Below are 22,228 nucleotides of genomic sequence, written 5' to 3'. Positions count from 1 at the left end.
ATCCGTTGCAGCGGCAAGGATAACGTCGGCGGGTCAGGACCGCGGCCTGCCGCCCAGCAGCGGCCCGGCCACCACCGCCCCGGCCAGCACGAAGCCGACCGCCCACATCGCCGCGACGGTGTGGCCGTGCACCTGCGCGGTGATCGGGGACGCGCCGGAGCAGGTCGCCGAGGCGGCTGCGGCGGCGGTGTTCATCAGCGCGATGCCGGTGGTGCCGCCGATCTGCTGGGCCGTGCTCACCACGGCGGAGGTGGCACCGGCGTCCCGCGGCGCGACGCCGGCCAGCGCCGTACCGATGCTCGGCGTCATGACCAGCCCGGTACCGAGGCCGAAGAGCAACTGCGCGGGCAGGATGCCGGAAAGGTACGTGCTGTGCGGGTTCAGCAGGGTCAGCCATCCCAGGCCGCACGCGGTGAGCAGCATGCCCGGCACCACGAGCCGCCGGGCGCCGAGCCTCGGAAGCAGCCGCCCGGACACCTGCGACGAGATGAGCATCGCCAGCGCCGAGCCGGGCAGCATCGCCAGGCCGGCCCGAAGCGGTGAGTAGCCCATCACGCCCTGCAACTGGTAGGTCAGCACGAGCATGGTGCCGAACATCGCGGCCATGGTCAGCGCGACGGCGCAGAAGGCTCCGACGCGACGCCGGTCGGTCACGATGTGCGGTGGCAGCAGCGGATCGCGCGTCCGGGCCTGGCGCACCGCGAATCCGGTCAGCAGGACGATCGCGGTGGCGAGCAGGCCCGCGACCACCGGCGAACCCCATCCCCGGGTGCTCGCCTCGTCGACTCCCCAGACCAGCGCCGCCATCCCGGTGGTCGCGAGTGCCGCGCTGACGAGGTCGAGCCGCACACCGCTGTGCCCGGCGGGGTTCGGCAGCAACGCCGGAGCCAGGGCGGCCACGAGGACGGCGACCGGCACGTTGACGTACAGGCACCAGCGCCAGTCCAGGTAACCGGTGAGCAGCCCGCCCGCCACGAGACCGAGCGCGCCGCCGGCCCCCACGACCGCGCTGAACCGGCCGAGCGCCTTGGCGCGTTCCCGCGGGTCGACGAACAGCGCCGCGACCAGCGCCATGGTCGAAGGCGCGAGCAACGCGGCGAACGCGCCCTGCGCGGCGCGGGCGGTGATCAGCATTCCGGCGTCGACGGCGGCGCCGCCCGCCGCCGAGGCGGCACCGAAGCCGAGCACGCCGACGACCAGGCTCGGCCGCCGTCCGAGCGCGTCGGAGATCCGGCCGCCGAGCAGCAGCAGCGAGCCGAAGGCCAGCATGTAGGCGGTCACCACCCACTGCCGGTCGGCGTCGGAGAGCCCGAGGTCGCGCTGGGCCCACGGCAGCGCGATGTTCACGATCGTGGTGTCCAGCAGCACCATGAGCTGAGCGGCGCCGGCCAGGGCGAAGCCCCACCAGCGCCGGTGTCCGGTCTCCGCGGTGGAGGCCGTCGTTCCGGTCATGTCATCCCTCTTCTCGTCGGCGGTGCTCTGCCGCACCGGCCGGAGAGAGCATGCCACAAAGGCTAACTCGGTTAAAAACTAGTACTGGATAACTGATTGACCGAGTCTTGCGATGAGCTAGCATGGCGGTCATGAGCGAGCCGGGTCTGCGGGAACGCAAGAAGCAGCGCACGCGCCAGGCGATCTCGGACGCCGCCATCCGGCTGTTCGTCGAGCGCGGGTTCGACGCCGTGTCGGTGGCCGAGGTCGCGGCGGCCGCCGAGGTGTCCAAGCCGACGCTGTTCAACTACTTCCCGACCAAGGAGGACCTGGTACTGCACCGCTTCGCCGACCACGTCGACGAGTCCGCGCGGGTGGTGCGCGAACGCGCGGAGAACTCTCCCCTGGACGCGCTGCACCGGCACTTCGTGGCAGGCCTGCGCGAGCGCGACCCGATCACCGGGCTCTGCGACGCCCAGGAGGTGCTGGCCTTCAGCGGACTGGTCTACGGCACACCCGCCCTGGTCGCGCGGCTGTCGCAGTTCGCCGACCGCTCCACGCGGGCGCTCGCCGGCGAGCTGCGGACGGCGACCGGCGCCGACGCCCTGACCTGCCTGCTCGCCGCCGGGCAGATCACCACCGTCCTGCGGCTGCTCGCCCTGGAGAACCACCGCCTGCTCGCGGAGGGGCGCAGCGCGGACGAACGGCACGCGGACGCGGTCCGGGAAGCCGACCGGGGCTTCGATCTCCTGCGCACCGGCCTGGCCGCCTGCTGCGGCTGAACCGCCTCGGTCCTCAGTGGACTGAGGACGCCTGTGCTGACTTCGCTTGCGGTGCTGCGGAATCGCTTTGTCGATCGCTCAGCGTTGGGCGAGCGCGAACGATGACCGGGTGAGGAGGGTGTGCGCCGGCCAGGGCAGGGAAGGGGGGAGTGCCCCGGCCGGCGCACGTTCGGTCGCCTCGACGGACGGTCGCGGCGGGCTCAGCTCTCCCGGTGCGAGGCGAGCCGGGCCAGCGCGGCGAGCTCGGCGGCGGGCCGGTTCTCGGGTGCCGCCTCGCGCAGCGCGCGAAGCGCCGCCTCCAGCAGCTCGTCGGCCTGCCGCCGGCTCCAGTCCCGGCCGCCTGCGCGGTCCACCAGCTCCGCCGCGCGGGGGAGGTCGGCATCGGAAAGCGGCTCCGCCCGGTGGTAGAGCTCGGCCAGCTCTTCGGCCGCTGCGGTGCCGGAGGTGAGCGCGGCCACCACCGGCAGCGACTTCTTGCGGGTCCGCAGGTCCGAATGCACCGGTTTGCCGGTGATCTCCGGGTCGCCCCAGATCCCGAGCAGGTCGTCGACGTGCTGGAAGGCCAGCCCCAGCAGCTCGCCGAACCGCCGCAGGTGTTCGACCTGCTCGGTGCTGCCGCCGCCGAAGTCCGCGCCCACCGCGCACGCGCAGCCGAGCAGTGCGCCGGTCTTGCCCGCCACCATGGTCTGGCATTCGGCGACGCCGACGTCATCGCGCTTCTCGAAGGCGAGGTCGGCGACCTGGCCGTCGACCAGCTCCAGCACCGCGGTGTTGAGCGTCCGCACGCCGGCCTGCGCCGCCGGGTGCCCGCTGGCGGCCAGCACGTCCGACGCCAGCGTGAGCAGCGCGTCACCGGCCAGGATCGCCGGGCCGTTGCCGAAGACGCGCCACGCCGTGGCGCGGTGCCTGCGGGTCAGGTCGCCGTCCATGACGTCGTCGTGCAGCAGCGAGAAGTTGTGCACCAGCTCGACGGCCACGGCGGCGGGCAGCGCCGTCGCGGGCGAGCCGCCGACGGCCTCGGCCGCCAGCACCACCAGGGCGGGCCGGATCGCCTTGCCGCCCTGCGTCCGCGTCGGTGCGCCGTGCTCGTCGTACCAGCCGAAGTGGTAGCCGGCGACGAGCCGCATCGCGGGGGCGAGGGTGTTCACCGCCGCGCGCAGCCCCGGGTCCACCAGCTCCCGGCTCCAGGCCAGGGTCTCGCGGGCGGATCTGGCATGGGGGGTTTCCACGATGGCCATGGCCTGCCACCTCTCGTCAGCGGGTGATCTCGACGTGCTCCAGCACGCCGAGGGCGTCGGGGACCAGCACGGCTGCCGAGAAGTAGACGCTGACGAGGTAGCGGATGATCGCCTGCTCGTCGATGCCCATGAACCGCACGTTGAGGCTCGGCTCGTACTCGTCGGGGATCCCGGTCTGGTGCAGGCCGACCACGCCCTGGCTCTCCTCGCCGGTGCGCATCGCGAGGATCGAGGTGGTGCCGTACTCGGAGATCGGGATCTTGTCGCAGGGCAGCACGGGAACCCCGCGCCAGGTGATCGCGGAGGTGCCTTCGACGGTGCGGCTCTGCGGCGACAGGCCGCGCTTGCTGCACTGGCGGCCGAAGGCCGCGATCGCGCGCGGGTGGGCGAGGAAGAACTCCGTCTTGCGCCGCCTGGACAGCAGTTCGTCCATGTCGTCGGGGGTGGGCGGGCCGGTGCGGGTGTGGATGCGCTGCTTGAGGTCGGCGTTGTGCAGCAGGCCGAAGTCGGGGTTGTTCACCAGCTCGTTCTCCTGGCGCTCCCGCAGCGCCTCGACCGTCAGCCGCAACTGCTGCTCGACCTGGTCCATCGGCTTGCTGTAGAGGTCGGCGACCCGGCTGTGCACCCGCAGGATCGTCTGGGCGACACCCAGCTCGTACTCGCGCGGTTCCAGCTCGTAGTCGACGAACGTGCCGGGCAGAGCCGGCTCGCCGCTGTGGCCGGAGGCGATGTCGATGGCGGCCTCACCGTGCTTGTTGCGGGGGCGCGGCGTGCCGTCGCGGATGTGCTCGATGTGGGCGCGCAGGTCGTGGAAGCGTTCGGTCAGCTCGCTGATCGCGGCTTCGTCGACGGTCAGCACGGTGCAGCGGGTCAGCGCCTTGACGCTGTGGTCCCAGGAACCGGCCCGGCCGCCGAGGACGTCCGCCCCGAAGTGGTCGCCGTCGGCCAGCACGCCGAGCGTGGAGTCGTCGCCGTACTCGGTCGTGCCGATCCTGGCCACCTTGCCGTGGGCGAGCAGGTGGAGCCGGTCGGCGGGCGAACCCGCGGTCACGATCACGTCGCCCGTCTCGTACTCGCGCTGGACGAACCGGTCGGCGAGCACGCCCAGCGCCGAGTCGTCCTCGAAACCGCGCAGCAGCGGCAGCTCCCGGAGCTTCTGCGGGATCACGCGGACCTCGGTGCCGGTGCTGGTGAACTCGACCCGCCCGTCGCCCAGCGCGAAGGTGAGCCGCCGGTTGACCCGGTAAGTACCCGCCGTGACCTGCACCCAGGGCAGCATGCGCAGCAGCCATCGCGGCGAGATGCCCTGCATCTGCGGCGCGGTCTTGGTCGTGGTGGCCAGTTTGCGCGCCGCGGCGGTGCCCAGGCTCAGCGAGGCGTCGCCGTCGACCGCGTTTTCCGGCTCAGTGACAGTCAAAACACAACCACCTATCTGTTGCGGGTGGACGAGTGGGTGTCAGGTTCGCGTCGTCAACCGGCCGCACCGGTGATGCCGAGCGGGGCGGCCGGCAGGTCGGCGCCGACCGCGCTCACCGACGGCTCCCGGTACCGGCCGGTCACCTGCGACCACGCGAGCTCGCCGGCGAGCCAGTCGTGCAGGCCCCTGACGTAGCGGTCGAGTTCTTCTCGCGGTGCCCGGCCCGGCTCGAACCGGTGGGCCAGCGCGGGCAACTCCTGCTCGGCGACGGCGGTGAACCGGCGCAGCCGCACCTCGGCGAGATCGGCGACGACGGCCGCCGCCTGCTGCAGGCCGCAGTCGAAGAACCGTTGCACGGCCAGGACTCCGTTGGTGACCTCGGTTTCCCGGTCGACTTCCTTGTGGTAGGAGAACAGGTCGTTGCGCAGCGGGCCGACATCGGCCCAGTTCTCGTGCAGCGCGCGCATTTCCGGCGTGTCGAACACCGCGGGCGCGAGCCCGGCACCGAGGGTGTGCCGGGCCAGCGCGCCGCGGAAGGCCGACCCGCCGGTCCGGCGCCGCATCCGCAGGTAGTCCACCGGGTCGCTGACGCGGTTCTGGATCAGGTTGTCCAGCTCCCACAGCCAGCTGCCGACGAAGTTCCGCACGTGCTCCGGGAACCGGCGCCGCAGCCGCGGGGCCAGCACGGGCGTGCTGCGGGCCCACAGGTCGGCGAGGCCGCGTTCCACCGGGTTGGCCGGCGCGGGCGTGCGCCGGGTGTCGGCGGGCATGAAGCCGGGCAGCCGGGCCAGGAACGCCTCCGCTCCGGCCCGGTTCCTGCTGCGCTTGAACACCTCGGTGAAGAAGTCGTCGAAGAACCACCCCCAGACGTGCCAGTCGTTGACCAGCTCGAGTTCCGGACCGGGCGAGTCCGGGTGCGCCATCGCCGAGAACTGGCCGAAGTCGGCCGCGTCGAAGACGTTCGCCGTCCACACCCCGGAACCGTCGAGCATGCCCATCCGGCGCGCCCACTCCTTGGCGTGGGCGCGAACGGTGCCGACCTGCGGGTTGGTCCGCACGGGATGCGGCGAGCTCATCGCCGGCACCGCGATCCGGGCGTACCTGAGCTGGCCGTGCGGTATCGGCAGCCCCGGCCGCACGGTCCGAAGCAGCGAACCGAGGTGCGACGACGACGTGCCGAGTCCGTGCGGCCCGCTGAGGAAACGCCGTGGTTCCCGCGGTTCCGCTCCGCCGGGAACGGCGTACCGGCCGGAGCGCAGGTGCCACTCGTGAGCGCCGGACTGCCAGTCCTGCAGCCCTTTGACGTAGTCCAGCACGTCGGCGCGCTCCACCGGGCTCAGCCCGTGCTCCTCGAACATCGCGGGCAGCTCGGTGAGCGTGACGTTCTCGAACTGGTGCAGCCGCGAGGTCAGCAGGTCGTTGACGGTGTCGGCGGCCTCCTGCGGGTCGGTGTCGAAGAACCGCTCGACCACGAGAACCCCGTTGCCGAGCTCGCCCTCCTCGCTGGTTTCGCGCGGGTAGGAGAAGATGTCGTTGCGCAGGTGCACGCCGTCGCAGAAGCTGTCCCGCAGCACGCGCATCGGCCTGCTGCGCGCCACCACGTCGGGCACCTCGGAACCGGCGGCGTACTCCACCAGTGCGGCCGACCACGACGCGCCGCCCGCCTCGCGGCGCATCGCGATGTGGTCGACCGGGTTGGGCACCCCGCACCGGCTGGTGCCGGTCAGCTCCCGGAGGCGGTTCTCCAGGAGCTCCCGCGTGCTCGCGGCGAACCGGACCAGCCACCGCGCCGGCACCTCCGGAGCCGTGCGGACCCACAGGTCCGCCAGGCCCCGCTCGACCGGACCGGTCGCGGCGGGGGCGGCGTCCGAGGGCCCCACGGGCATGAGCTCGGCCAGCCCCAGCAGGTGGGCCCGCGCTCCGTCGACGTCCCCGGTCCGCTTGTAGCGGGCCAGGAAGTGGTCGTCGAAGAAGAAGGCCCAGACATACCAGCCGGTGATCAGCTCCAGCGCGGGAGCGCTCGCGTCCGGGTGCGCGTAGGCGCACAGCAACGCGTAGTCGTGCCGGTCGAAGTCCTCCCGCGTCCAGACCTGCTCACCCTCGGGCTCCGCCCGGGAGCCGAGCATGCCCATCTCCTCGGCCCACCGCCGGGACCGGGCCCGGGCGGCTTCGAGGTCCGGGTTCAGCCGCGCGGGCCGGGGCAGGTAGAACGCGGGCAGCCGGTACGGCTGCCGCTGCTGGGGGGCCGGCATCACCGATGTCCTCAGCCTTCCCGGCCGATCTCGACGTGTTCGAGCACGCCCACCGCGTCCGGGACGAGGATGGCCGCCGAGTAGTAGGCGCTGACGAGGTAGGAGATGAGCGCCTTGTCGTCGATGCCCATGAACCGCACCGAGAGGCCGGGCCGGTACTCGTCGGGCAGTCCGGTCTGGTGCAGGCCGATGACGCCCTGGTCCTGCTCGCCGGTGCGCATGAGCACGATGGAGCTGGTGCGGGTGTCGCTGACCCCGATCTTGTTGCACGGCAGGATGGGCACCCCGCGCCAGGCCGGTACCTGGTGGCCGCCCATGTCGACCGTCTGCGGGTAGACGCCGCGCTTGCTGCACTCGCGCCCGAACGCCGCGATCGCGCGCGGGTGGGCCAGGAAGAATCCGGGGTTCTTCCACACCAGCGCCAGCAGCTCGTCCATGTCGTCGGGCGTGGGCGGGCCGGTGCGGGTGTGGATGCGCTGCTTGAGGTCGGCGTTGTGCAGCAGGCCGAACTCGCGGTTGTTGACCAGCTCGTTCTCCTGGCGTTCGCGCAGGGCCTCGATGGTCAGCCGCAGCTGTTCCTCGACCTGGTTCATCGGGTGGTTGTAGAGGTCGGCGACCCGGCTGTGCACCCGCAGCACGGTCTGGGCGACGCTGAGCTCGTACTCCCTGGGCTTGAGCTCGTAGTCGACGTAGGTGCCGGTGAGCTGCGGCTCGCCGCTGTGGCCGGAGGCGATCTCGATGGCGGCCTCACCGGCGTCGTTGTGCGGGCGGCTCGGGCCCGCCAGCGCCTGCTGGATGTGCTCGCGCAGCGACTCCGAGTGGCCGTTGAGCTCCTGCAGGGAGTCGCGGTGCAGGCTCAGCACGGTGCACGGCGTGACGGCCTTGATGGTGTACTCCCAGTCGGAGTCGCCGTCCCCCAGCACCTGGGCGCCGAAGTACTCGCCGTCGGCCATCACGTCGAGCACGGTCTGGTCGCCGTACTCGCCCCTGCCGATCTTGTTGACCTTCCCGTGCGCCAGCAGGTAGACGGCGTCCGCCCGGTTGCCCGCCTCGGCGATCACGTCACCGGGCTCGAACTCCTCCTGGCGGAACCGGTCGGCCAGCGCGGTGAGCGCGTCCTCGTCGTCGAATCCGCGCAGCAGCGGCAGCTCGCACAGCTCGTGGGGGATGACCCGGATCTCGGCGCCGGTGTTGGTGAAGGTGACCCTGCCGTCGCCGATGACGTAGCTCAGCCGGCGGTTGACCCGGTAGGTCCCGCCGGGGGTGTGCACCCAGGGCAGCATGCGCAGGAGCCAACGCGAGGTGATGCCCTGCATCTGCGGAGCGGACTTGGTCGTGGTTGCCAGGTTCCGCGCCGCGGCCGTACCCAGGCTCAGCTGGGAACGCCCGTTTTCCACGTCCGAACCTGACGTGACCGGATCCGTTGCAGTCACGGTGAATACCGCCAATCTTGGTGGTGACAACAGTGCGCGAGTGCGGAAAGGGAATTGTTCGCGGGATTATGGGATCCGCGCGTCGGGTTTGTGGTGAGTCGGGTCTATCTGAATTGAGCCGACCGTGCTGGGCTGATCGTGTCGGGGCCCGGCGATCATCGTTGACGACGGCGACGCTAGCACCGCCGTTCGGCCTCGTACAGTCACCCGAAAGAGCGTCATGTGCTGGGCGGAATTGAGTGTCGAAGATCGCTCCGGCCGTCACCCGAACGCCGCTTGCGTGCACTTGTTCCGATTCATTATCGGGATAGTCGGGTAAAAGCCGTTTGCTGCTTCTGCGGACTCGGATGTACCAATTGCGCAGGACCGTACGTGGGCGAACGCGGTGCGCGCTGCTCCACTCGGGGCATGTGACGTGGTTTCGCATTCCACGTTTCGGGGATCAACGCGCCGATCTCGTTGGATGTAGGGTTCGGTTCCTGGTAGGCACGGCAACAGGGCACCGACTCCCGTTCGGGAATCGTGATACGCCGTCGTCGAAGTCGAACATCGTCACCGGCAGTGGCCGGGGTTGCGGGAGGACTGCTGTCGTGAAGTGGAACCTGCGGTTGGTGGCGGCACATCGCGGTATCTGGAAGGCGGGTGAACTCCAGCGCAAGTTCGCCGAGGCCGGATTGGTGATTTCGGCCGGAAAGATGTCCAACCTGTGGTCGGGAACTCCGAGCAGCCTCAAACTCGGCGACCTCGACGCGATGTGCGCCGCGCTGGACTGCGAGGTCGGTGATCTGCTGGTCGCCGAGCGCAGCAGGCCGCCGGTGGCAGGCGGGGAGGCCGCCGCGGGACAGGGAGGCGGCCGGTGAGCGTCTACGTGAGCGGTTCGCTCTGGGTGGCCGGCGCGGTGCTGGTGGCCGCCGCCGTGGCGTACATGGTCCGCCGGTTCGGCCAGGACGAGGGGCGGCCGGGCAACAACGACGCCGCCGGTCAGGTCTTCACCATCGTCAGCGGCCTGCACGCGGTGGTGGTCGCGTTCGTGCTGATCACCCTGTTCGACACGGTCGGTTCGGCTCGCGACGGCGCCTACGAGGAGGCCGAGAGCCTGGTGGCGGTCTCCTGGGCGGCGGACTCGCTGCCCGGTCCGGCCGGGGCCGAGGTGCGGGCGCTGGGCAAGCAGTACGCCGACACCGTCGTGAGGCAGGAATGGCCGCAGATGCGCGCCGGGGCCGACGTCACCGGACCCGGGTGGACCCAGCTCGACCTGCTGCGCGATGCGGTTCTGCGCGCCGAGGCCGACGGGGACTGGCAGGAGGGCCGCAAGTCCGAGGCGACCACCCGGCTCGAGCAGGTCTACGAGCAGCGCCAGGAGCGGCTCAACACCGCGTTCGACAGCGGGGTCGTGGCGGTGGTGTGGTTCGTGCTGATCGCGGGTAGCGTCATCTGCGTGCTGCTGCCGAACCTCTTCGGCGGCACCAGGATGTTCACCCACATCATCGTCGTGTCCACGCTGGCCGGGGTGCTGACGCTGCTGCTGTTCGCCATCTACCAGCTGCAGAACCCCTTCGGCGGCGGGTCGTGGATCGAGCCGGACGCCTTCCGGTGGGCGCTGGCCAGGCTCGGCTGAGCCGATGGTGATCCGAACCGCAGCCCGGTCGGCGGTCGTGGTGGCGGTGGTCGCGCTGACCTCCGCGCCGCTGGTGCCGGAGGCCGCCCCCGCTGAGCGGTGCACGATGCTGCGCGTGCACGGCGACGCGCCGAGGGCGATGTCGACGCTCTCGGCGGTGGAACTGCCATCCGGCGCGCGCAACCCGGTTCGCCTGCTCGGCCACCGGGTCAACGCGATCGGATACTCCGCCGTGCAGGGGCGGGTTTACGGCGTGGCGGCGGGGGACCGCGGTGGCGCCTTTCCGGACGGCGGTCACGTGGTGACCATCGACTCCTCGGGCCGGACCGCCGACCTGGGTCCGTTGCGGGGCCGGCACCGCTTCGTCGCCCCCAGTGCCGGTGCGGTCTCGGGAAACCGCTGGTACGTCCGCGACCACGCCTCGCTGTACACAGTGGACATCGATCCGGGCAGCCCGGCATACCTGCGAGTCGTGCGAGCGGTCTCGCTGCATCCCTGGTCGTGGGTGGACGACTTCGACGTCGATCCGGCCACCGGCCTGCTGCACGGCGTCACCTCGGCTCCCGTCGGTCGGCCGCTCGTGGTCGCCATCGACCCCGGTGACGGCAGCGTGGACGTGGTGGCCGAAGTCCGGATCGCGTCGGGCAGGGAGTTCGGTTCGGCGGTCTTCGGGCCCGGAGACGCGTTGTACGTCACGGCGAACGCGGTGCGCGGGCGAAGCCGGCTGTACCGCGTGGAGCGGGACGGCTCCGCGCGGCTGCTGGACTCGGGGCCGCCCATGGCGAATTCCGACGCGGCGGGCTGCCTGGCGGCCGTCCCGCCGCCACCTCCGCCGCCACCTCCGCCACCGACTCCGGAACCCGTACCTCCGCCGCCGATTCCGCCCCCGCCACCTGTGCCTGCACCTCCTCCGCCGCCGGAACCCGCGCCGGTTCCCGGTGTTCCTCCGGCCGCGGACCCGCCGCCGGCTCCGTCCCCGCCACCCCCTGAACCGCCTCCGGCGGACCCGCCGACCGCGCCGGACAGGCCGCTCAGACCCGAGCGCGAGGAGGAGCCGGAGGAGCAGGCGCACGACACCGCCGAAAAGCGCCGGTGGGGCCTGGCCGCGCTCGTCCTGCTGCTCGGGGCGGGCGCCGCCGCGCGCAGGGTGGCGCGCTGAGCGAAGGGTCAGCGCAGCGTCCGGCGGGAACCGGGAGTGTGGCCGAAGGCGCGGCGGAACACGTCGATGAAGGCACTGGTCGTGGCCCACCCGCTGCGGCGCGCGACCTCGGTGACCGCGCTGCCCTCGGCGAGCATCCGCAGCGCGTGGTGCAGACGCAGCTGGGTTCGCCACTGCGGGAACGTCATGCCCATCTCGGCGCGGAAGAGCCGGCTCAGCGTGCGGTCGCTCGCCCCGACCTGGGCCCCCAGCGCGGAGAGGGTGCGCGGGTCGGCGGGATCGTCGTCGAGGATCGCGCAGACGGCCGCCAGCCGCGGGTCCCGGGCGGCCGGGAGGCGGATCGGTTGCCGCGGAGCGTGCCGGAGCTGGTCGAGCAGCACGGCGCGCATCCGCGACCGCTCGCCGTCGTCGTGGTGCTCGCCGGCGGTGTAGGCCAGGATCAGCTCCCGCAGCAGCGATCCGACGGCGATGACCGCGGGGCTGCTCAGGCGCAACGGGTTGTCGGTCGTCGGCAATCCCACCGTGTGCAGGTCCGTTTCGCCGTAGGCGCGGTGCTCGTGCACCGTTCCCGCGGGCACCCAGACCGCCCGGGTCGCGGGCGCGATCCAGCTGCCGGCCTCGGTGGTCACCGCCAGCACGCCGCGTCCGGCGTAGACGATCTGGTGATCGTCATGCCGATGCGCGTCCACGCCCGAGCCGGCGGGCAGGTACCTGAGCGCGGTGGGCGCCTCCGGTGCGTGGCGCACCCGCCTGCGGTGCGCGGGCTCCTGGCGGTCTTCCGACACAACATGGCAGTTTATCGGAAGCGGGACAGCGCCGCGTGGTCCGACGATCGCGGGGTGCTCGAAAGCGACAAGAAGGCTGTGCGGTTGATGGCCGCCGGCCACGCCTGCGTTGACCTCTACCAGGGAGCGGTGCCCGCCGTGGTGCCGTTCCTGGTGCTGGAACGGAACTACGGATACGACGCGGTGTCCGGGATCGTGATGGCCGCGACGCTGCTGTCGTCGGTGGTGCAGCCGCTGTTCGGCGCGCTCACCGACCGCCACCGGCTGAGCTGGCTGATCCCGGTGGCGATGACCACCGCGGGGCTGGGCGTCGCGCTGGCCGGACCCGCCGGGTCCTACCCGCTGACGTGGCTCGCGATCGCGCTCTCGGGGCTGGGAGTGGCCGCCTACCACCCGGAGTCGGCGAGGTTGGTGCGCTCGGTGTCCCGTGGCGACCACCTGGCGATGAGCTGGTTCTCGGTCGGCGGCAACATCGGGTTCGCGCTCGCGCCTGTCATCGTGGCGCCGCTGCTGTCGGCGGGCGGCCTGCGCGCAACCCCTTGGCTGCTCGTCCCGGCGCTGCTGGGCGCGGCGCTGACCACGGCCGTCCTGCGCTCGCTGTCTCGTCCGGTGGCCGCGGCCGGGCAGGCGGTGGCTCGGAGAGGAAGCGACGACTGGCCGGCTTTCGCGCGGCTGACCGCGATCGTGGTGTTCCGCTCGATCGTCTACATCGGACTGAGCGCGTTCGTGGGACTCTGGGCGCAACAGCGAGTGGCCGGTGGCGAGACTGCTGGAGCGGTCGCGTTGTTCGTGTTGTTCGCCGGGGGAGCGGTGGGGACGCTGCTCGGTGGCAGGCTGGTCCAGGTGTGGGGACGGGTGCGGACACTGCGGATCGCCTATGCCGCATCCGTCCCCGCGGTCGCCGGGGTGGTGCTGGTTCCCGGCCATGGCGTGTACTTCTTCGTCGCGGCCTCGGCGATCCTGCTCTACGTCCCCTTCTCGCTACACGTGACGCTGGGGCAGGACTACCTGCCGAACCGGGTCGGCACGGCGGGCGGTGTGACGCTCGGGCTGGCGGTCAGCGTGGGCGGCGTGGCGACCCCGGCCGTCGGCGCCATCGCGGAGCACGCGTCGTTGCAGGTCGCCCTCGGCGTGCTGATCGCGTTCCCGGTGCTGGCGTGGGTGTTCGCGCGATCGCTGTCCGAGCCCCGTTCGCTGGAGTCGCGAAGTGCCGGGCACGCGCCGGTGGCGTCTACATCGGACTGACGTGTTGTTGCACGTCAGTGGTAGTTGCGCCGTTGTCGCGCAGGGGTATTCGGACGTAGCGTTGTGCCGAGTCCCGAGGAGGTCGTGTGGTGGGTGACGAACACAGCCGCGGACACGGTCATCACCACGGCCACGGCTGGCTGGCGAGGCTGCGGCGCGCCGCGACCCCGCACGGGCACGACTCGTCGGAGATGGTCGACGGGGCGATGCAGGCCAGCCGCAAGGGGATGCGGGCGTTGTGGCTGTCCTGCGGGGTACTCGTGCTCACCGCGACCGGGCAGGCCGTGCTGGTCGCCTTCACCGGCTCGGTCGCGCTGCTCGGCGACACCCTGCACAACTTCGCCGACGCCATGACGGCGGTGCCGCTGGCGATGGCCTTCCTGCTCGCGCGGCGGCCCGCGACCAGGCGCTTCACCTACGGTCTCGGGCGCGCGGAGGACCTCGCCGGACTGCTCGTCCTGCTGGTGATCGCCGTCTCGGCCGTGCTGGCGGGCTGGGAGGCGGTCCGGCGGCTCGTCGAGCCGCAGCCGGTGCAGCACGTCGGTTGGATCGCGGCCGCCGGTGTGCTCGGCTTCGCGGGCAACGAGCTCGTCGCCCGCTACCGAATCCGGGTCGGCAGGCAGATCGGGTCGGCCGCGCTGGTCGCCGACGGCCTGCACGCCCGTACCGACGGGTTCACCAGCCTCGCGGTGCTGCTCTCGGCCGGTGGTGCGGCGCTGGGCTGGTGGTGGGTCGACCCGGTCGTCGGACTGCTCATCACCGCGGCGATCCTGTCGGTGCTGAGGGGGGCGGCCAAGGAGGTTCTGGGCCGCATGCTCGACGCGGTCGACCCCGCCGACGTCCGGCGCGCGGAGGAGGCGCTGGCCGGCACCCCGGGTGTGCGCGGTGTCGGTCGGCTGCGGATGCGCTGGGTCGGCCACAGCCTGCACGCCGAGACCGAGCTGGACGTGGACCCGGACCTGAGCCTGGCGCAGGCGCACCGTATCGCCCACGAGGCCGAGCACCGGCTCCTGCACGCCCTGCCGCGCATGGGTGCGGTGGTGGTCCATGCGCACCCGGCGGATTCGCCCGCGCACGACGTGGTCGCCCACCACCGGGAGCCCGGCGGCTGAGGCTCGCCGCGCAGTTCGCGCCAGACCTGACCAAGTCCGAGCGCTGCGGCCGGCCGACTCGGTACGGCGACCAAGATCGGCTCGGCGCTGGAATCACGGCCCGCGGAATGACATCGTGCAGGGGGACGTCCCCGGTGTGAGGAGTACCTACGTGACCGAGCTGCTGCCGTCCCCCGCCCGCCCGGCCGAGGTGAGCGCGCTGATCGGCGCCGACCGCATGCCCGGGCAGGGCTGGATCGACGACGTGGACCCGTCGCGCGGTGCGGTCGTCGCGAGACTGGCCAGGTGCGGTGCGGCCGAGGTCGCCGGCGCGGTCGCGACCGCCCGGGAGACGTTCCAGCGGCGGTGGCGCCGCAGGCCGGCGTCCGAGCGGGGCTCGCTCCTGCGCGCCGTGGCCGAGCGCATCCGGGCCGAGGCCGAGGAGCTGGCGGTCCAGGAGAGCACCGAGACCGGCAAGCCGCTGCGGCAGGGCCGGGCCGACGTCGCCGCCGCGGCCAGGTACTTCGAGTTCTACGGCTCTGTCGTGGAGGCCCTGCACGGCGAGGTCGTTCCGCAGGTAGGCGACAACCAGGTGTTCGTGCACCGCGAGCCGCACGGTGTCACCGGGCACATCGTGGCCTGGAACTACCCGCTGCAGATCACCGCGCGCTCGGCCGCGGCGTCGCTGGCCGCCGGGAACTGCTGCGTGATCAAGCCCGCCGAGGAGGCGTCGCTCGGAGCCGTCCGGCTCGCCGAGATCGCCCTGGAAGCAGGGGTGCCCGCGGGTTGCTTCAACGTGGTGACCGGTCTCGGCGAGGAGGCCGGCGCGGCGCTGGCCGCCGCCCCGGTCGACCACCTGGCGTTCACCGGCTCGGTCGAGGTGGGGCGGCTGGTGGCGGCCACGGCGGGCCGCAACCTGGTGCCGACGACCATGGAGCTCGGCGGCAAGAGCCCCAACATCGTGTTCGACGACGCCGACCTGGAGCTGGCGCTGCCCACCATCGTCAACTCGATCGTGCAGAACGGTGGGCAGACCTGTTCCGCGGGTTCGCGGCTGCTGGTCCACCGCGACATCCACCGGCGGGTGGTCGACGGGATCGCCGAGCGCTTCCGGGCGTTGCGGCTGGGCCCGGCGCTGGAGGACCCGGACCTCGGCCCCCTGATCTCGGCCGCCCAGCGGGAGCGCGTGGCGGGGCTGGTCGGCGACGGCGCGGGGGACGGCAGGCTGGTCACCGGCGGCCGGGTGGCCGAGGGGCCCGGCCTGGACGACGGGTACTTCTTCGAGCCGACGCTGGTCGACGACGTGGCCCCGGACTCGTTGCTGGCCCGCGAGGAGGTCTTCGGCCCGGTGCTGGCGGTGACCCCGTTCGACGACCTCGACGAGGCGGTTCGGATCGCCAACGGCACCGACTTCGGTCTGGTCGCCGCGGTGTGGACCCGCAACGTCGGCCGGGCGCACTGGATTTCCCGCGAACTGGACGCGGGACAGGTCTTCGTCAACACCTACGGCGCGGGCGGTGGCGTGGAGCTGCCCTTCGGAGGTGTCAAGAACTCCGGTTTCGGCCGGGAGAAGGGCTTCGAGGGACTGCTCGCCTACACGCGGACCAAGACGGTCGCCGTGCGGTCCGTCGCCGACGACGACATGAGCTGATCCTGTTAGGACGAACGTCGCGGGTGCCGTCCGGCTCGTGGGACGCCCGGCGGTTGTGTTGACACCGTTTCCCCGTGCTGGTGACGATAGGCGCGTGATGACTTCCGCTCTTTGCACCAGGCGCAGGCACGTGGACCAGCTCCGCGTGTCGAGCCAGGCGTGTCGCGACTGACCTGAACCCGGCCGCCACGCGACGTGGCGGCGCGGTCCCCGCGACGCTCACGCGCGTTCACCGGTGCGCTGACACCGCGCGGTCGTCCGCAGCGCGGGGCCGCGGCGAACTTCAGCGAATCAGAGGAGCACGCGTGTCCAACGTCCTGATCATCTCGGGGAGCCCGTCCGCCACGTCCAAGACCGAGCGGGTCGGCGACCACCTCGCGCGCCGCCTGGCCGGCGAGGGCATCGCCACCGAACACCTGCGGCTGCGCCGGCTCCCGCCCCGGCCGCTGCTGTCGGCCGACGCCGCCGACCCCGACGTGGCCGCCGCGGTGGCGCAGGTCGAGCGGGCGGACGGGATCATCCTGGCCACACCGACCTACAAGGCGGCCTACTCGGGTCTGCTGAAGGTGTTCCTGGACCTGCTGCCGCAGTTCGGCTTCGCGGGCAAGGCCGTGCTGCCGCTGGCCACCGGCGGCAGCGTCGCGCACGTGCTGGCGCTGGACTACGGACTGCGCCCGGTGGTGCAGTCGCTGGGGCCCCGGCACGTCGTGCAGAGCTTCTTCCTGCTCGACAAGCACATCCTCGGCCTCGACGAGGACCTGTCCCTGCACGCCGACAGCGCGGCGCCGCTGGAAGACGTGCTCGCGCAGTTCCGCAAGGCGCTGGACGGGGTGCCGCACGAGACCGTGCTGGGCCGGTCGGCCTGAGTGCCTGCCTTTGCACTCACCTTGCGTTGCGGCATACGTGGGAAAAGGAGTCCGGAGCCAGAGGGCGCCTGAGGTTCCGCCACCCACACCAGACAGGCTCTGAGACTTGCGGACGGGGAAACCGGAATCGAGGCCGGGGCGAGCGCCCCGGCCTCGATTCCGTTGCACGGCTTCGACTCACCTGATCTCGGGCGGGCTGGTGCGGGACTCCGGGATCGCCGACGAGGCCGTGCCCCACTTGTCCAGGACGCGCCTGTACGAGCCGTCCTGGATGAGCTTGTTCACCGCCGCCTGCAACGCCGGGGCCAGCGCTGAACCCTTGCGCACCGCGAACCCGACGTCGAGCCGGCGGAACTCGTTGAGGAACTTCAGGTTCGGCTGCTGGGCGACGCCGTAGCGCAGACCGTTGATGGTGCTCATCAGCACGTCGACCTTGCCCTGGTTGAGCGCCGAGTAGAGCGCGCTCTGCTCGGAGAACACCTGCACCTGGTACTCCGGCCGACCGCTCTCGGCGCAGCGGTGCCGCTGCGCGTTGAGCGTGGCCTCGAACGTGGTGCCCGCCCCCGTGCCGACAGTGCGGCCGCACAACTGGGTCACGTCGGTGACAGGTGGCAGCTCGCTGTCCCGGCGAACGGCGAAGCCCTGGCCGTCGTTGATGTAGGTGACGAAGTCGATGGTCTTCTTGCGTTCCTCGGTGACCCCGAAGTTGCCGGTGCCGACCTCGTACTTTCCGCTGCCGAGCGCGGGCAGGATCGCCTCGAACGCCGCGGGCTCGCGTTCGACGCGGACTCCCAGCACCCTGGCCGTGGCGTCGGCGATGTCGATGTCCTGACCGACGGCGGTGCCGTCGTCCTCGGCGTAGAAGGCGCCAGGTGGCGAACCTCCGATCGATGAGCCGACGCGGAGCACGCCGTTGCGCCGGGTCTCCTCGGGCAGCAGCGCCGCGATCGACTCGTCCTTCTGGATCGCCGAGACGACGTCGGCGTGGACGTCCAGGCCGGGCGTGGTCGCCGGTGCCGTGCCGCACGCGCCGACCAGCAGTGCGGTCAGGCAGAGTGCGGCGGTGAGTGTTGCTGGTCGGTGCCAGGTCCTCATCGGAGTTTCTTCCTCGGGTTGTGCGGCTCAGGAAGCAGCGGTGGCGGAGTGGCAGCGCGGCTCTCGCCAGCCCGCCACTCATCTGTCGACGGGCACGACGTGGCCACTCGCGGACGGCGTCGCTGGGCAGGATTCGGTGGTGCGGCGGGAAGGAGGAGAACACGCGTCGGCCGGCCGGCGCGGAACGCGGAGCGCCGGGCGCCTGAGGGATGGCCGGGACCAGCGGTGCGGTCAGCGACTACAGGAAGCCGACCACACGAGCCCCAGGTCGATGTGGGGCCGCGTCACCAAGCGGGGCTGGTAGGTCACGGTTCGAGAATTCCGCGCACCGCCGGGGCGGTCAACGGCGGCCACTCCTTGGGACGGCCCGCGTGCGGCGGCTTGACCGGGCGGTGCGCGGGGTTATCGTCGATCACGAGGCCGGTGGTGGCTCGACCGCGTTGAGGGACGTGGTCGACGGCGGCGGGTGCCGTCCGTCCCTTCCCTTCCCGCGAGTAGGAAACCATGACCCGTTCCCATCTGCGGGCGGTCGCCGACGTCGATGTCCCCGATGTCGTGGCCGCACCGCCGAAAGTCGTTCCGCTGCGCCACCGCGCGCGGTGGGTGGCCGCCGCCGTCGTGCTGGTGCTCCTGGCGCTGCTGGTCCGGTCGGTGCTGACGAACCCGAACTTCCAGTGGCAGGTCGTCGGCGCGTACTTCACCACGCCCGCCGTGCTGCACGGGCTGCTGATGACCCTGTGGCTGACGGCCGTGACGATGGTCCTCGGCTTCCTGCTGGGCACCGTGCTCGCCGTGATGCGGCTGTCGGGCAACCCGGTCCTGGCCGCGTTGAGCTGGGGCTACGTATGGCTGTTCCGGTCGATCCCGCTGCTGGTGCAGTTGCTGTTCTGGTTCAACATCGGCGCGCTGTACCCGGTTCTTGGCGTGGCGCCGTTCAGCGTGTCCACCGTCAACCTCATCGGTGGGACGACCACCGCGATCATCGGCCTGGTGCTGCACGAGGCCGCCTACGCCGCCGAGATCGTGCGAGGCGGCATCCTCTCGGTCGACGCGGGGCAGACCGAGTCCGCGCAGGCGCTGGGGATGCGCAAGTCGCGCGTGCTGCGCCGGATCGTGCTCCCGCAGGCCATGCGGGCCATCATCCCGCCGTCGGGCAACCTGCTCATCGGCACGCTCAAAGGCACCTCGATCGTCAGCGTCATCGCGGTGCACGACCTGCTCTACTCGGTGCAGATCATCTACAACCGCAACTACCTGGTCATCCCGCTGCTGCTGGTGGCGTGCATCTGGTACCTCGTCGTCACGACGGTGCTCACCACCGGCCAGTACTACGTCGAGCGGCACTACGCGCGCGGCGCCGAGCGACATCTGCCTCCGACGCCGGTGCAGCGGCTGCGCGCCGCGTGGCGGGATCTCGCCGCACGCGCCGCGAGGCAGGGAGGAACCGCCTGATGGGGGCTTCGGCGATGGTGCGCGTGCGCGACCTGCACAAGAGCTTCGGCGCGACACCGGTGCTGCGCGGGGTTTCGCTCGAGGTGGCCGAGGGTGAGGTCACCTGCGTGATCGGCCCGTCCGGTTCGGGCAAGAGCACCCTGCTGCGGTGCGTGAACCACCTGGAGAAGATCGACGCCGGCACCGTCGAGGTCGACGGAGCGCTGGTCGGATACCGCGAATCCGGCGGCAGGCTCCACGAACTGCCGGACCGCGCGATCGCCCGGCAGCGCGCCGAGATCGGCATGGTCTTCCAGGACTTCAACCTGTTCGCCCACATGACCGTGCTGGAGAACCTGGTCGAGGCTCCGATCGGGGTGCGCGGTCTGTCCAGGAAGGACGCGGCCGAACGCGCGCGCGAGGTGCTGCGTCTGGTCGGGCTGCCCGACCGCGAGGACTCCTACCCCAGGCAGCTCTCGGGCGGCCAGCAGCAGCGCGTCGCGATCGCACGCGCGCTGGCGATGCGGCCGAAGGTGCTGCTGTTCGACGAGCCGACCAGCGCTCTGGACCCGGAGCTGGTGGGAGAGGTGCTGTCGGTGATGAAGGAGCTGGCGGTCGGCGGCCTGACGATGCTGGTGGTGACGCACGAGATGGGTTTCGCGCGGGAGGCCGCCGACTCGGTGGTGTTCATGGACGCGGGCCGGGTGGTCGAGAGGGGCTCGCCGGCCGCGGTGCTGGGCGCACCGCGCGAGCGGCGGACCCGCGAGTTCCTGGACCGGGTGCTGTGAGCGCCCACCTGGTGGTCGTCGGTGCCGGCCCGCGCGGTGCCGGCCTGCTGGAGCGCATCGGTGCCAGCGCACCGGAGCTGTTCGCGACCGGGACGCTGACGGTGCACCTGGTGGACCCGCATCCGCCGGGCGCCGGGCGGCTTTGGCGGGCCGACCAGCCGGAGTCGCTGTGGATGAACTCGATGGCCGAGGACGTCACGATGTTCCTGGACTCCTCGGTGCGGTGCGAGGGCCCGGTCCGCGGCGGCCCGTCGTTGAGCGAGTGGGCCCGCGAGGCCGTCGAGCTGGAGGCGTCGGGATCGCCTGGGCCGCTGGACGATCTGCCGGATCGGATCGCCGTGCAGGTCCGGGCCATGACCGGGCGGACCTTCGCGGGCCGTCAGGTGCAGAGCGCCTACCTCTCCTGGTTCTTCGACCGCGCGGTCTCTTCGCTGCCGGCCAACGTGTCGGTGCGGGTGCACGAGGACGACGTGGTGGGCCTGGAAGACCTGCCCGACGGGCGCCAGCGGGTGCGGCTGGCCGAGGGCGCGGACCTGCTCGCCGACATCGTCGTGCTGGCGATGGGGCACACGGACGCCGAACCCGACGGCGAACACGCGCGGCTTCGCGAGTTCGCCCGCGACCACGACCTGTTCTACCTCGCGCCCGAGTACTCCGCCGATGCCGGCCTCGACCGGTTGCGGCCTGGGGAGGACGTGATCATGCGGGGTTTCGGGCTGGCGTTCGTGGACCTCATGGTGCTGCTCACCGAAGGGCGCGGCGGGCGGTACCGGCGGTCGCGCGACGGCACGCTGACCTACCTGCCGTCGGGGCGGGAGCCGAGGATCCACGTGGGTTCGCGCCGCGGCGTGCCATACCGCTCGAAGATCGGCTACGGCCTGCAGGGTCCGCGTCCCAGCTATCCGAGGTTCTTCGGGCCCGAGCAGATCGAGCGGCTGCCGCGTGGTGCGGACTTCGGCCGCGACGTGTGGCCGCTGATCGAGAAGGAGCTCGGCTGGGGCCACTACCACGAGCTGTTCACCGCGCATCCCGACCGAGTCACCACGAGCTGGGAGGAGTTCGCAGAGCGCTACGCGCGGCTCCCGCAGGGTTCCCCGGAGCTTGCGGCGCTGGTGGCCGACGCGGTGCCCAAGCCGGAGGACCGGCTCGACGTGCCGGCACTCGACCGGCCGCTCGCGGGCAGGTCCTTCAGCGGGAAGGAGGAACTGCAGACGGCGGTGCGAGAACACGTCGCCGCCGACCTGGCTCGCAGGGACGATCCCCGCCACAGCGCGGACCTCGGAGTGTTCCTGGCCCTGCTATCGGTCTACGGCCAGCTTCCGGCGGTATTCGACAAGCTCGGCGCGCGGTCGCACGTGCGGCAGCTCGACGGCTGGTTCTACGGCTTCTTCAACTACGTCGCCAGCGGGCCGCCCGGCCCGCGCCTGCAGCAGCTGCTCGCCCTGTCGCGAGCGGGCGTGCTGTCGTTCGTCGGGGCCGGCATGTGGGTGCGTGCCGTCGACGGGGAGTTCCAGGCCGGCGGTGCGAGCACCGGCGACGTGGTGCGCGCCCGCGCGCTGGTCGAGGCGAAGCTTCCCGCGCCGACCATGCGGCGCAGCCGCAACGCGTTGCTGCGCGACATGGTCGAACGCGGGGCGGCGGTGGAGGAAACCCTGGTGGAGGAGGATTTCCGGCACGTGACGGGACGACTGCTGGTGACCCAGGAGTCTGCGCGGGTGGTGAACCGCGAAGGCCGGGCCCATCCCCGCCGCTACGCGCTCGGCCCTTACACCAGCGGCCGGGCGATGGCGGCCTTCGCGCGCCCGCACACCAACTCGCCGGGCTTCCGGAAGAACGACGCCGTGGCGCGCGAGATTCTGAGCACCTTGGCCGAGATGGAGCAGACGCACCGGGCGTGCGCCTGACTCACAGCTTCCGGGCAGCCATCCCACATGTCTCGAATGTCC

General features: G+C 71.8%; 18 protein-coding genes. 11 read left to right on the top strand and 7 right to left on the bottom strand.

Translation table 11 applies throughout. The features are described from left to right. Positions 1-33: 33 nt before the first annotated feature. Positions 34-1,452: an MFS transporter gene (locus tag SACE_RS19315; protein WP_009944748.1), complete on the bottom strand. Its 1,419-nt coding sequence runs from the start codon at positions 1,450-1,452 to the stop codon at positions 34-36. A gap of 122 nt (positions 1,453-1,574) precedes the next feature. On the opposite strand from SACE_RS19315, the gene SACE_RS19310 reads away from it, so the two are divergent. Further along, on the top strand, positions 1,575-2,213 hold the full coding sequence (locus tag SACE_RS19310; protein WP_009944749.1) for a TetR/AcrR family transcriptional regulator: 639 nt from the start codon (positions 1,575-1,577) through the stop codon (positions 2,211-2,213). A gap of 200 nt (positions 2,214-2,413) precedes the next feature. On the opposite strand, the gene SACE_RS19305 is transcribed toward SACE_RS19310, so the two are convergent. From SACE_RS19305 to SACE_RS19290, 4 genes are read right to left on the bottom strand one after another with little or no spacing between them, the layout of a single operon-like run. Next, positions 2,414-3,451, bottom strand: coding sequence for a family 2 encapsulin nanocompartment cargo protein polyprenyl transferase (locus SACE_RS19305; protein ID WP_009944750.1), 1,038 nt, complete (start codon positions 3,449-3,451; stop codon positions 2,414-2,416). Positions 3,452-3,467: 16 nt separating this feature from the next. Beyond that, complete coding sequence (locus tag SACE_RS19300) at positions 3,468-4,868, bottom strand: family 2B encapsulin nanocompartment shell protein (protein WP_009944751.1); 1,401 nt, start codon at positions 4,866-4,868, stop codon at positions 3,468-3,470. Between the two features lie 53 nt (positions 4,869-4,921). Further along, positions 4,922-7,120: a terpene synthase family protein gene (locus SACE_RS19295; protein WP_009944753.1), complete on the bottom strand. Its 2,199-nt coding sequence runs from the start codon at positions 7,118-7,120 to the stop codon at positions 4,922-4,924. An 11-nt stretch (positions 7,121-7,131) separates the two neighbouring features. After that, complete coding sequence (locus tag SACE_RS19290; RefSeq protein WP_029621478.1) at positions 7,132-8,553, bottom strand: family 2B encapsulin nanocompartment shell protein; 1,422 nt, start codon at positions 8,551-8,553, stop codon at positions 7,132-7,134. A gap of 590 nt (positions 8,554-9,143) precedes the next feature. Between SACE_RS19290 and SACE_RS19285 the strand changes: the two genes are divergently transcribed. The 3 genes from SACE_RS19285 to SACE_RS38565 are packed head-to-tail and all read left to right on the top strand — an operon-like array spanning position 9,144 to position 11,330. Then, complete coding sequence (locus SACE_RS19285; RefSeq protein ID WP_009944756.1) at positions 9,144-9,413, top strand: helix-turn-helix domain-containing protein; 270 nt, start codon at positions 9,144-9,146, stop codon at positions 9,411-9,413. Beyond that, positions 9,410-10,171 carry a bestrophin-like domain gene (locus SACE_RS19280; RefSeq protein WP_009944757.1) on the top strand — a complete coding sequence of 254 codons (762 nt, stop codon included), beginning with the start codon at positions 9,410-9,412 and terminating at the stop codon, positions 10,169-10,171. The genes SACE_RS19285 and SACE_RS19280 overlap by 4 nt, the downstream gene beginning before the upstream one ends. A 4-nt stretch (positions 10,172-10,175) precedes the next feature. After that, positions 10,176-11,330: a DUF6923 family protein gene (locus SACE_RS38565; protein ID WP_009944759.1), complete on the top strand. Its 1,155-nt coding sequence runs from the start codon at positions 10,176-10,178 to the stop codon at positions 11,328-11,330. A gap of 8 nt (positions 11,331-11,338) precedes the next feature. Here the strand turns inward: SACE_RS38565 and SACE_RS19270 are convergent, their stop codons facing one another. Further along, entirely contained in the window at positions 11,339-12,115 is a 777-nt protein-coding gene (locus SACE_RS19270) for an AraC family transcriptional regulator (RefSeq protein WP_009944761.1), read from the bottom strand. 54 nt (positions 12,116-12,169) lie between these two features. Here SACE_RS19270 and SACE_RS19265 point away from each other — a divergent pair, with 54 nt between their 5' ends. From SACE_RS19265 to ssuE, 4 genes are all read left to right on the top strand, one after another. Beyond that, the gene (locus SACE_RS19265) at positions 12,170-13,360 is read left to right on the top strand and encodes an MFS transporter (protein WP_009944762.1); all 1,191 of its coding nucleotides are present in this window, start codon (positions 12,170-12,172) and stop codon (positions 13,358-13,360) included. Positions 13,361-13,449: 89 nt separating this feature from the next. Beyond that, positions 13,450-14,472 carry a cation diffusion facilitator family transporter gene (locus tag SACE_RS19260; protein WP_011874202.1) on the top strand — a complete coding sequence of 341 codons (1,023 nt, stop codon included), beginning with the start codon at positions 13,450-13,452 and terminating at the stop codon, positions 14,470-14,472. Positions 14,473-14,623: 151 nt separating this feature from the next. Then, positions 14,624-16,102: an aldehyde dehydrogenase family protein gene (locus SACE_RS19255; protein WP_231849698.1), complete on the top strand. Its 1,479-nt coding sequence runs from the start codon at positions 14,624-14,626 to the stop codon at positions 16,100-16,102. A 305-nt stretch (positions 16,103-16,407) separates the two neighbouring features. Beyond that, complete coding sequence (ssuE, locus tag SACE_RS19250; RefSeq protein ID WP_009944765.1) at positions 16,408-16,968, top strand: NADPH-dependent FMN reductase; 561 nt, start codon at positions 16,408-16,410, stop codon at positions 16,966-16,968. A gap of 177 nt (positions 16,969-17,145) precedes the next feature. Here ssuE and SACE_RS19245 read toward each other — a convergent pair whose 3' ends face one another. Further along, a complete protein-coding gene (locus SACE_RS19245; RefSeq protein WP_009944766.1) occupies positions 17,146-18,063 on the bottom strand; it encodes an ABC transporter substrate-binding protein in 918 nt (305 codons plus the stop codon). A gap of 504 nt (positions 18,064-18,567) precedes the next feature. Between SACE_RS19245 and SACE_RS19240 the strand changes: the two genes are divergently transcribed. From SACE_RS19240 to SACE_RS19230, 3 genes are read left to right on the top strand one after another with little or no spacing between them, the layout of a single operon-like run. Then, on the top strand, positions 18,568-19,515 hold the full coding sequence (locus SACE_RS19240; RefSeq protein ID WP_009944767.1) for an amino acid ABC transporter permease: 948 nt from the start codon (positions 18,568-18,570) through the stop codon (positions 19,513-19,515). After that, positions 19,515-20,282, top strand: a complete 768-nt coding sequence (locus SACE_RS19235; protein WP_009944768.1) for an amino acid ABC transporter ATP-binding protein — start codon at positions 19,515-19,517, stop codon at positions 20,280-20,282. Before SACE_RS19240 ends, SACE_RS19235 begins: the two co-directional genes overlap by 1 nt. After that, positions 20,279-22,186, top strand: coding sequence for an FAD/NAD(P)-binding protein (locus SACE_RS19230; RefSeq protein ID WP_009944770.1), 1,908 nt, complete (start codon positions 20,279-20,281; stop codon positions 22,184-22,186). Before SACE_RS19235 ends, SACE_RS19230 begins: the two co-directional genes overlap by 4 nt. The last annotated feature ends 42 nt before the right edge of the window (positions 22,187-22,228 follow it).

Source organism: Saccharopolyspora erythraea NRRL 2338 (assembly GCF_000062885.1).
Classification (GTDB): Bacteria; Actinomycetota; Actinomycetes; order Mycobacteriales; family Pseudonocardiaceae; genus Saccharopolyspora_D; species Saccharopolyspora_D erythraea.
Note: the sequence above shows the minus strand (reverse complement) of the source record. Positions and strands in the feature narration are given on the sequence as shown.

What these genes read in the sequence shown, in the direction of transcription:
- SACE_RS19315 (WP_009944748.1), bottom strand. Translation starts at nt 1,452, where the DNA reads ATGACCGGAACGACGGCCTCCACCGCGGAGACCGGACACCGGCGCTGG.
- SACE_RS19310 (WP_009944749.1), top strand. Translation starts at nt 1,575, where the DNA reads ATGGCGGTCATGAGCGAGCCGGGTCTGCGGGAACGCAAGAAGCAGCGC.
- SACE_RS19305 (WP_009944750.1), bottom strand. Translation starts at nt 3,451, where the DNA reads ATGGCCATCGTGGAAACCCCCCATGCCAGATCCGCCCGCGAGACCCTG.
- SACE_RS19295 (WP_009944753.1), bottom strand. Translation starts at nt 7,120, where the DNA reads ATGCCGGCCCCCCAGCAGCGGCAGCCGTACCGGCTGCCCGCGTTCTAC.
- SACE_RS38565 (WP_009944759.1), top strand. Translation starts at nt 10,176, where the DNA reads ATGGTGATCCGAACCGCAGCCCGGTCGGCGGTCGTGGTGGCGGTGGTC.
- SACE_RS19245 (WP_009944766.1), bottom strand. Translation starts at nt 18,063, where the DNA reads ATGAGGACCTGGCACCGACCAGCAACACTCACCGCCGCACTCTGCCTG.
- SACE_RS19240 (WP_009944767.1), top strand. Translation starts at nt 18,568, where the DNA reads ATGACCCGTTCCCATCTGCGGGCGGTCGCCGACGTCGATGTCCCCGAT.
- SACE_RS19235 (WP_009944768.1), top strand. Translation starts at nt 19,515, where the DNA reads ATGGGGGCTTCGGCGATGGTGCGCGTGCGCGACCTGCACAAGAGCTTC.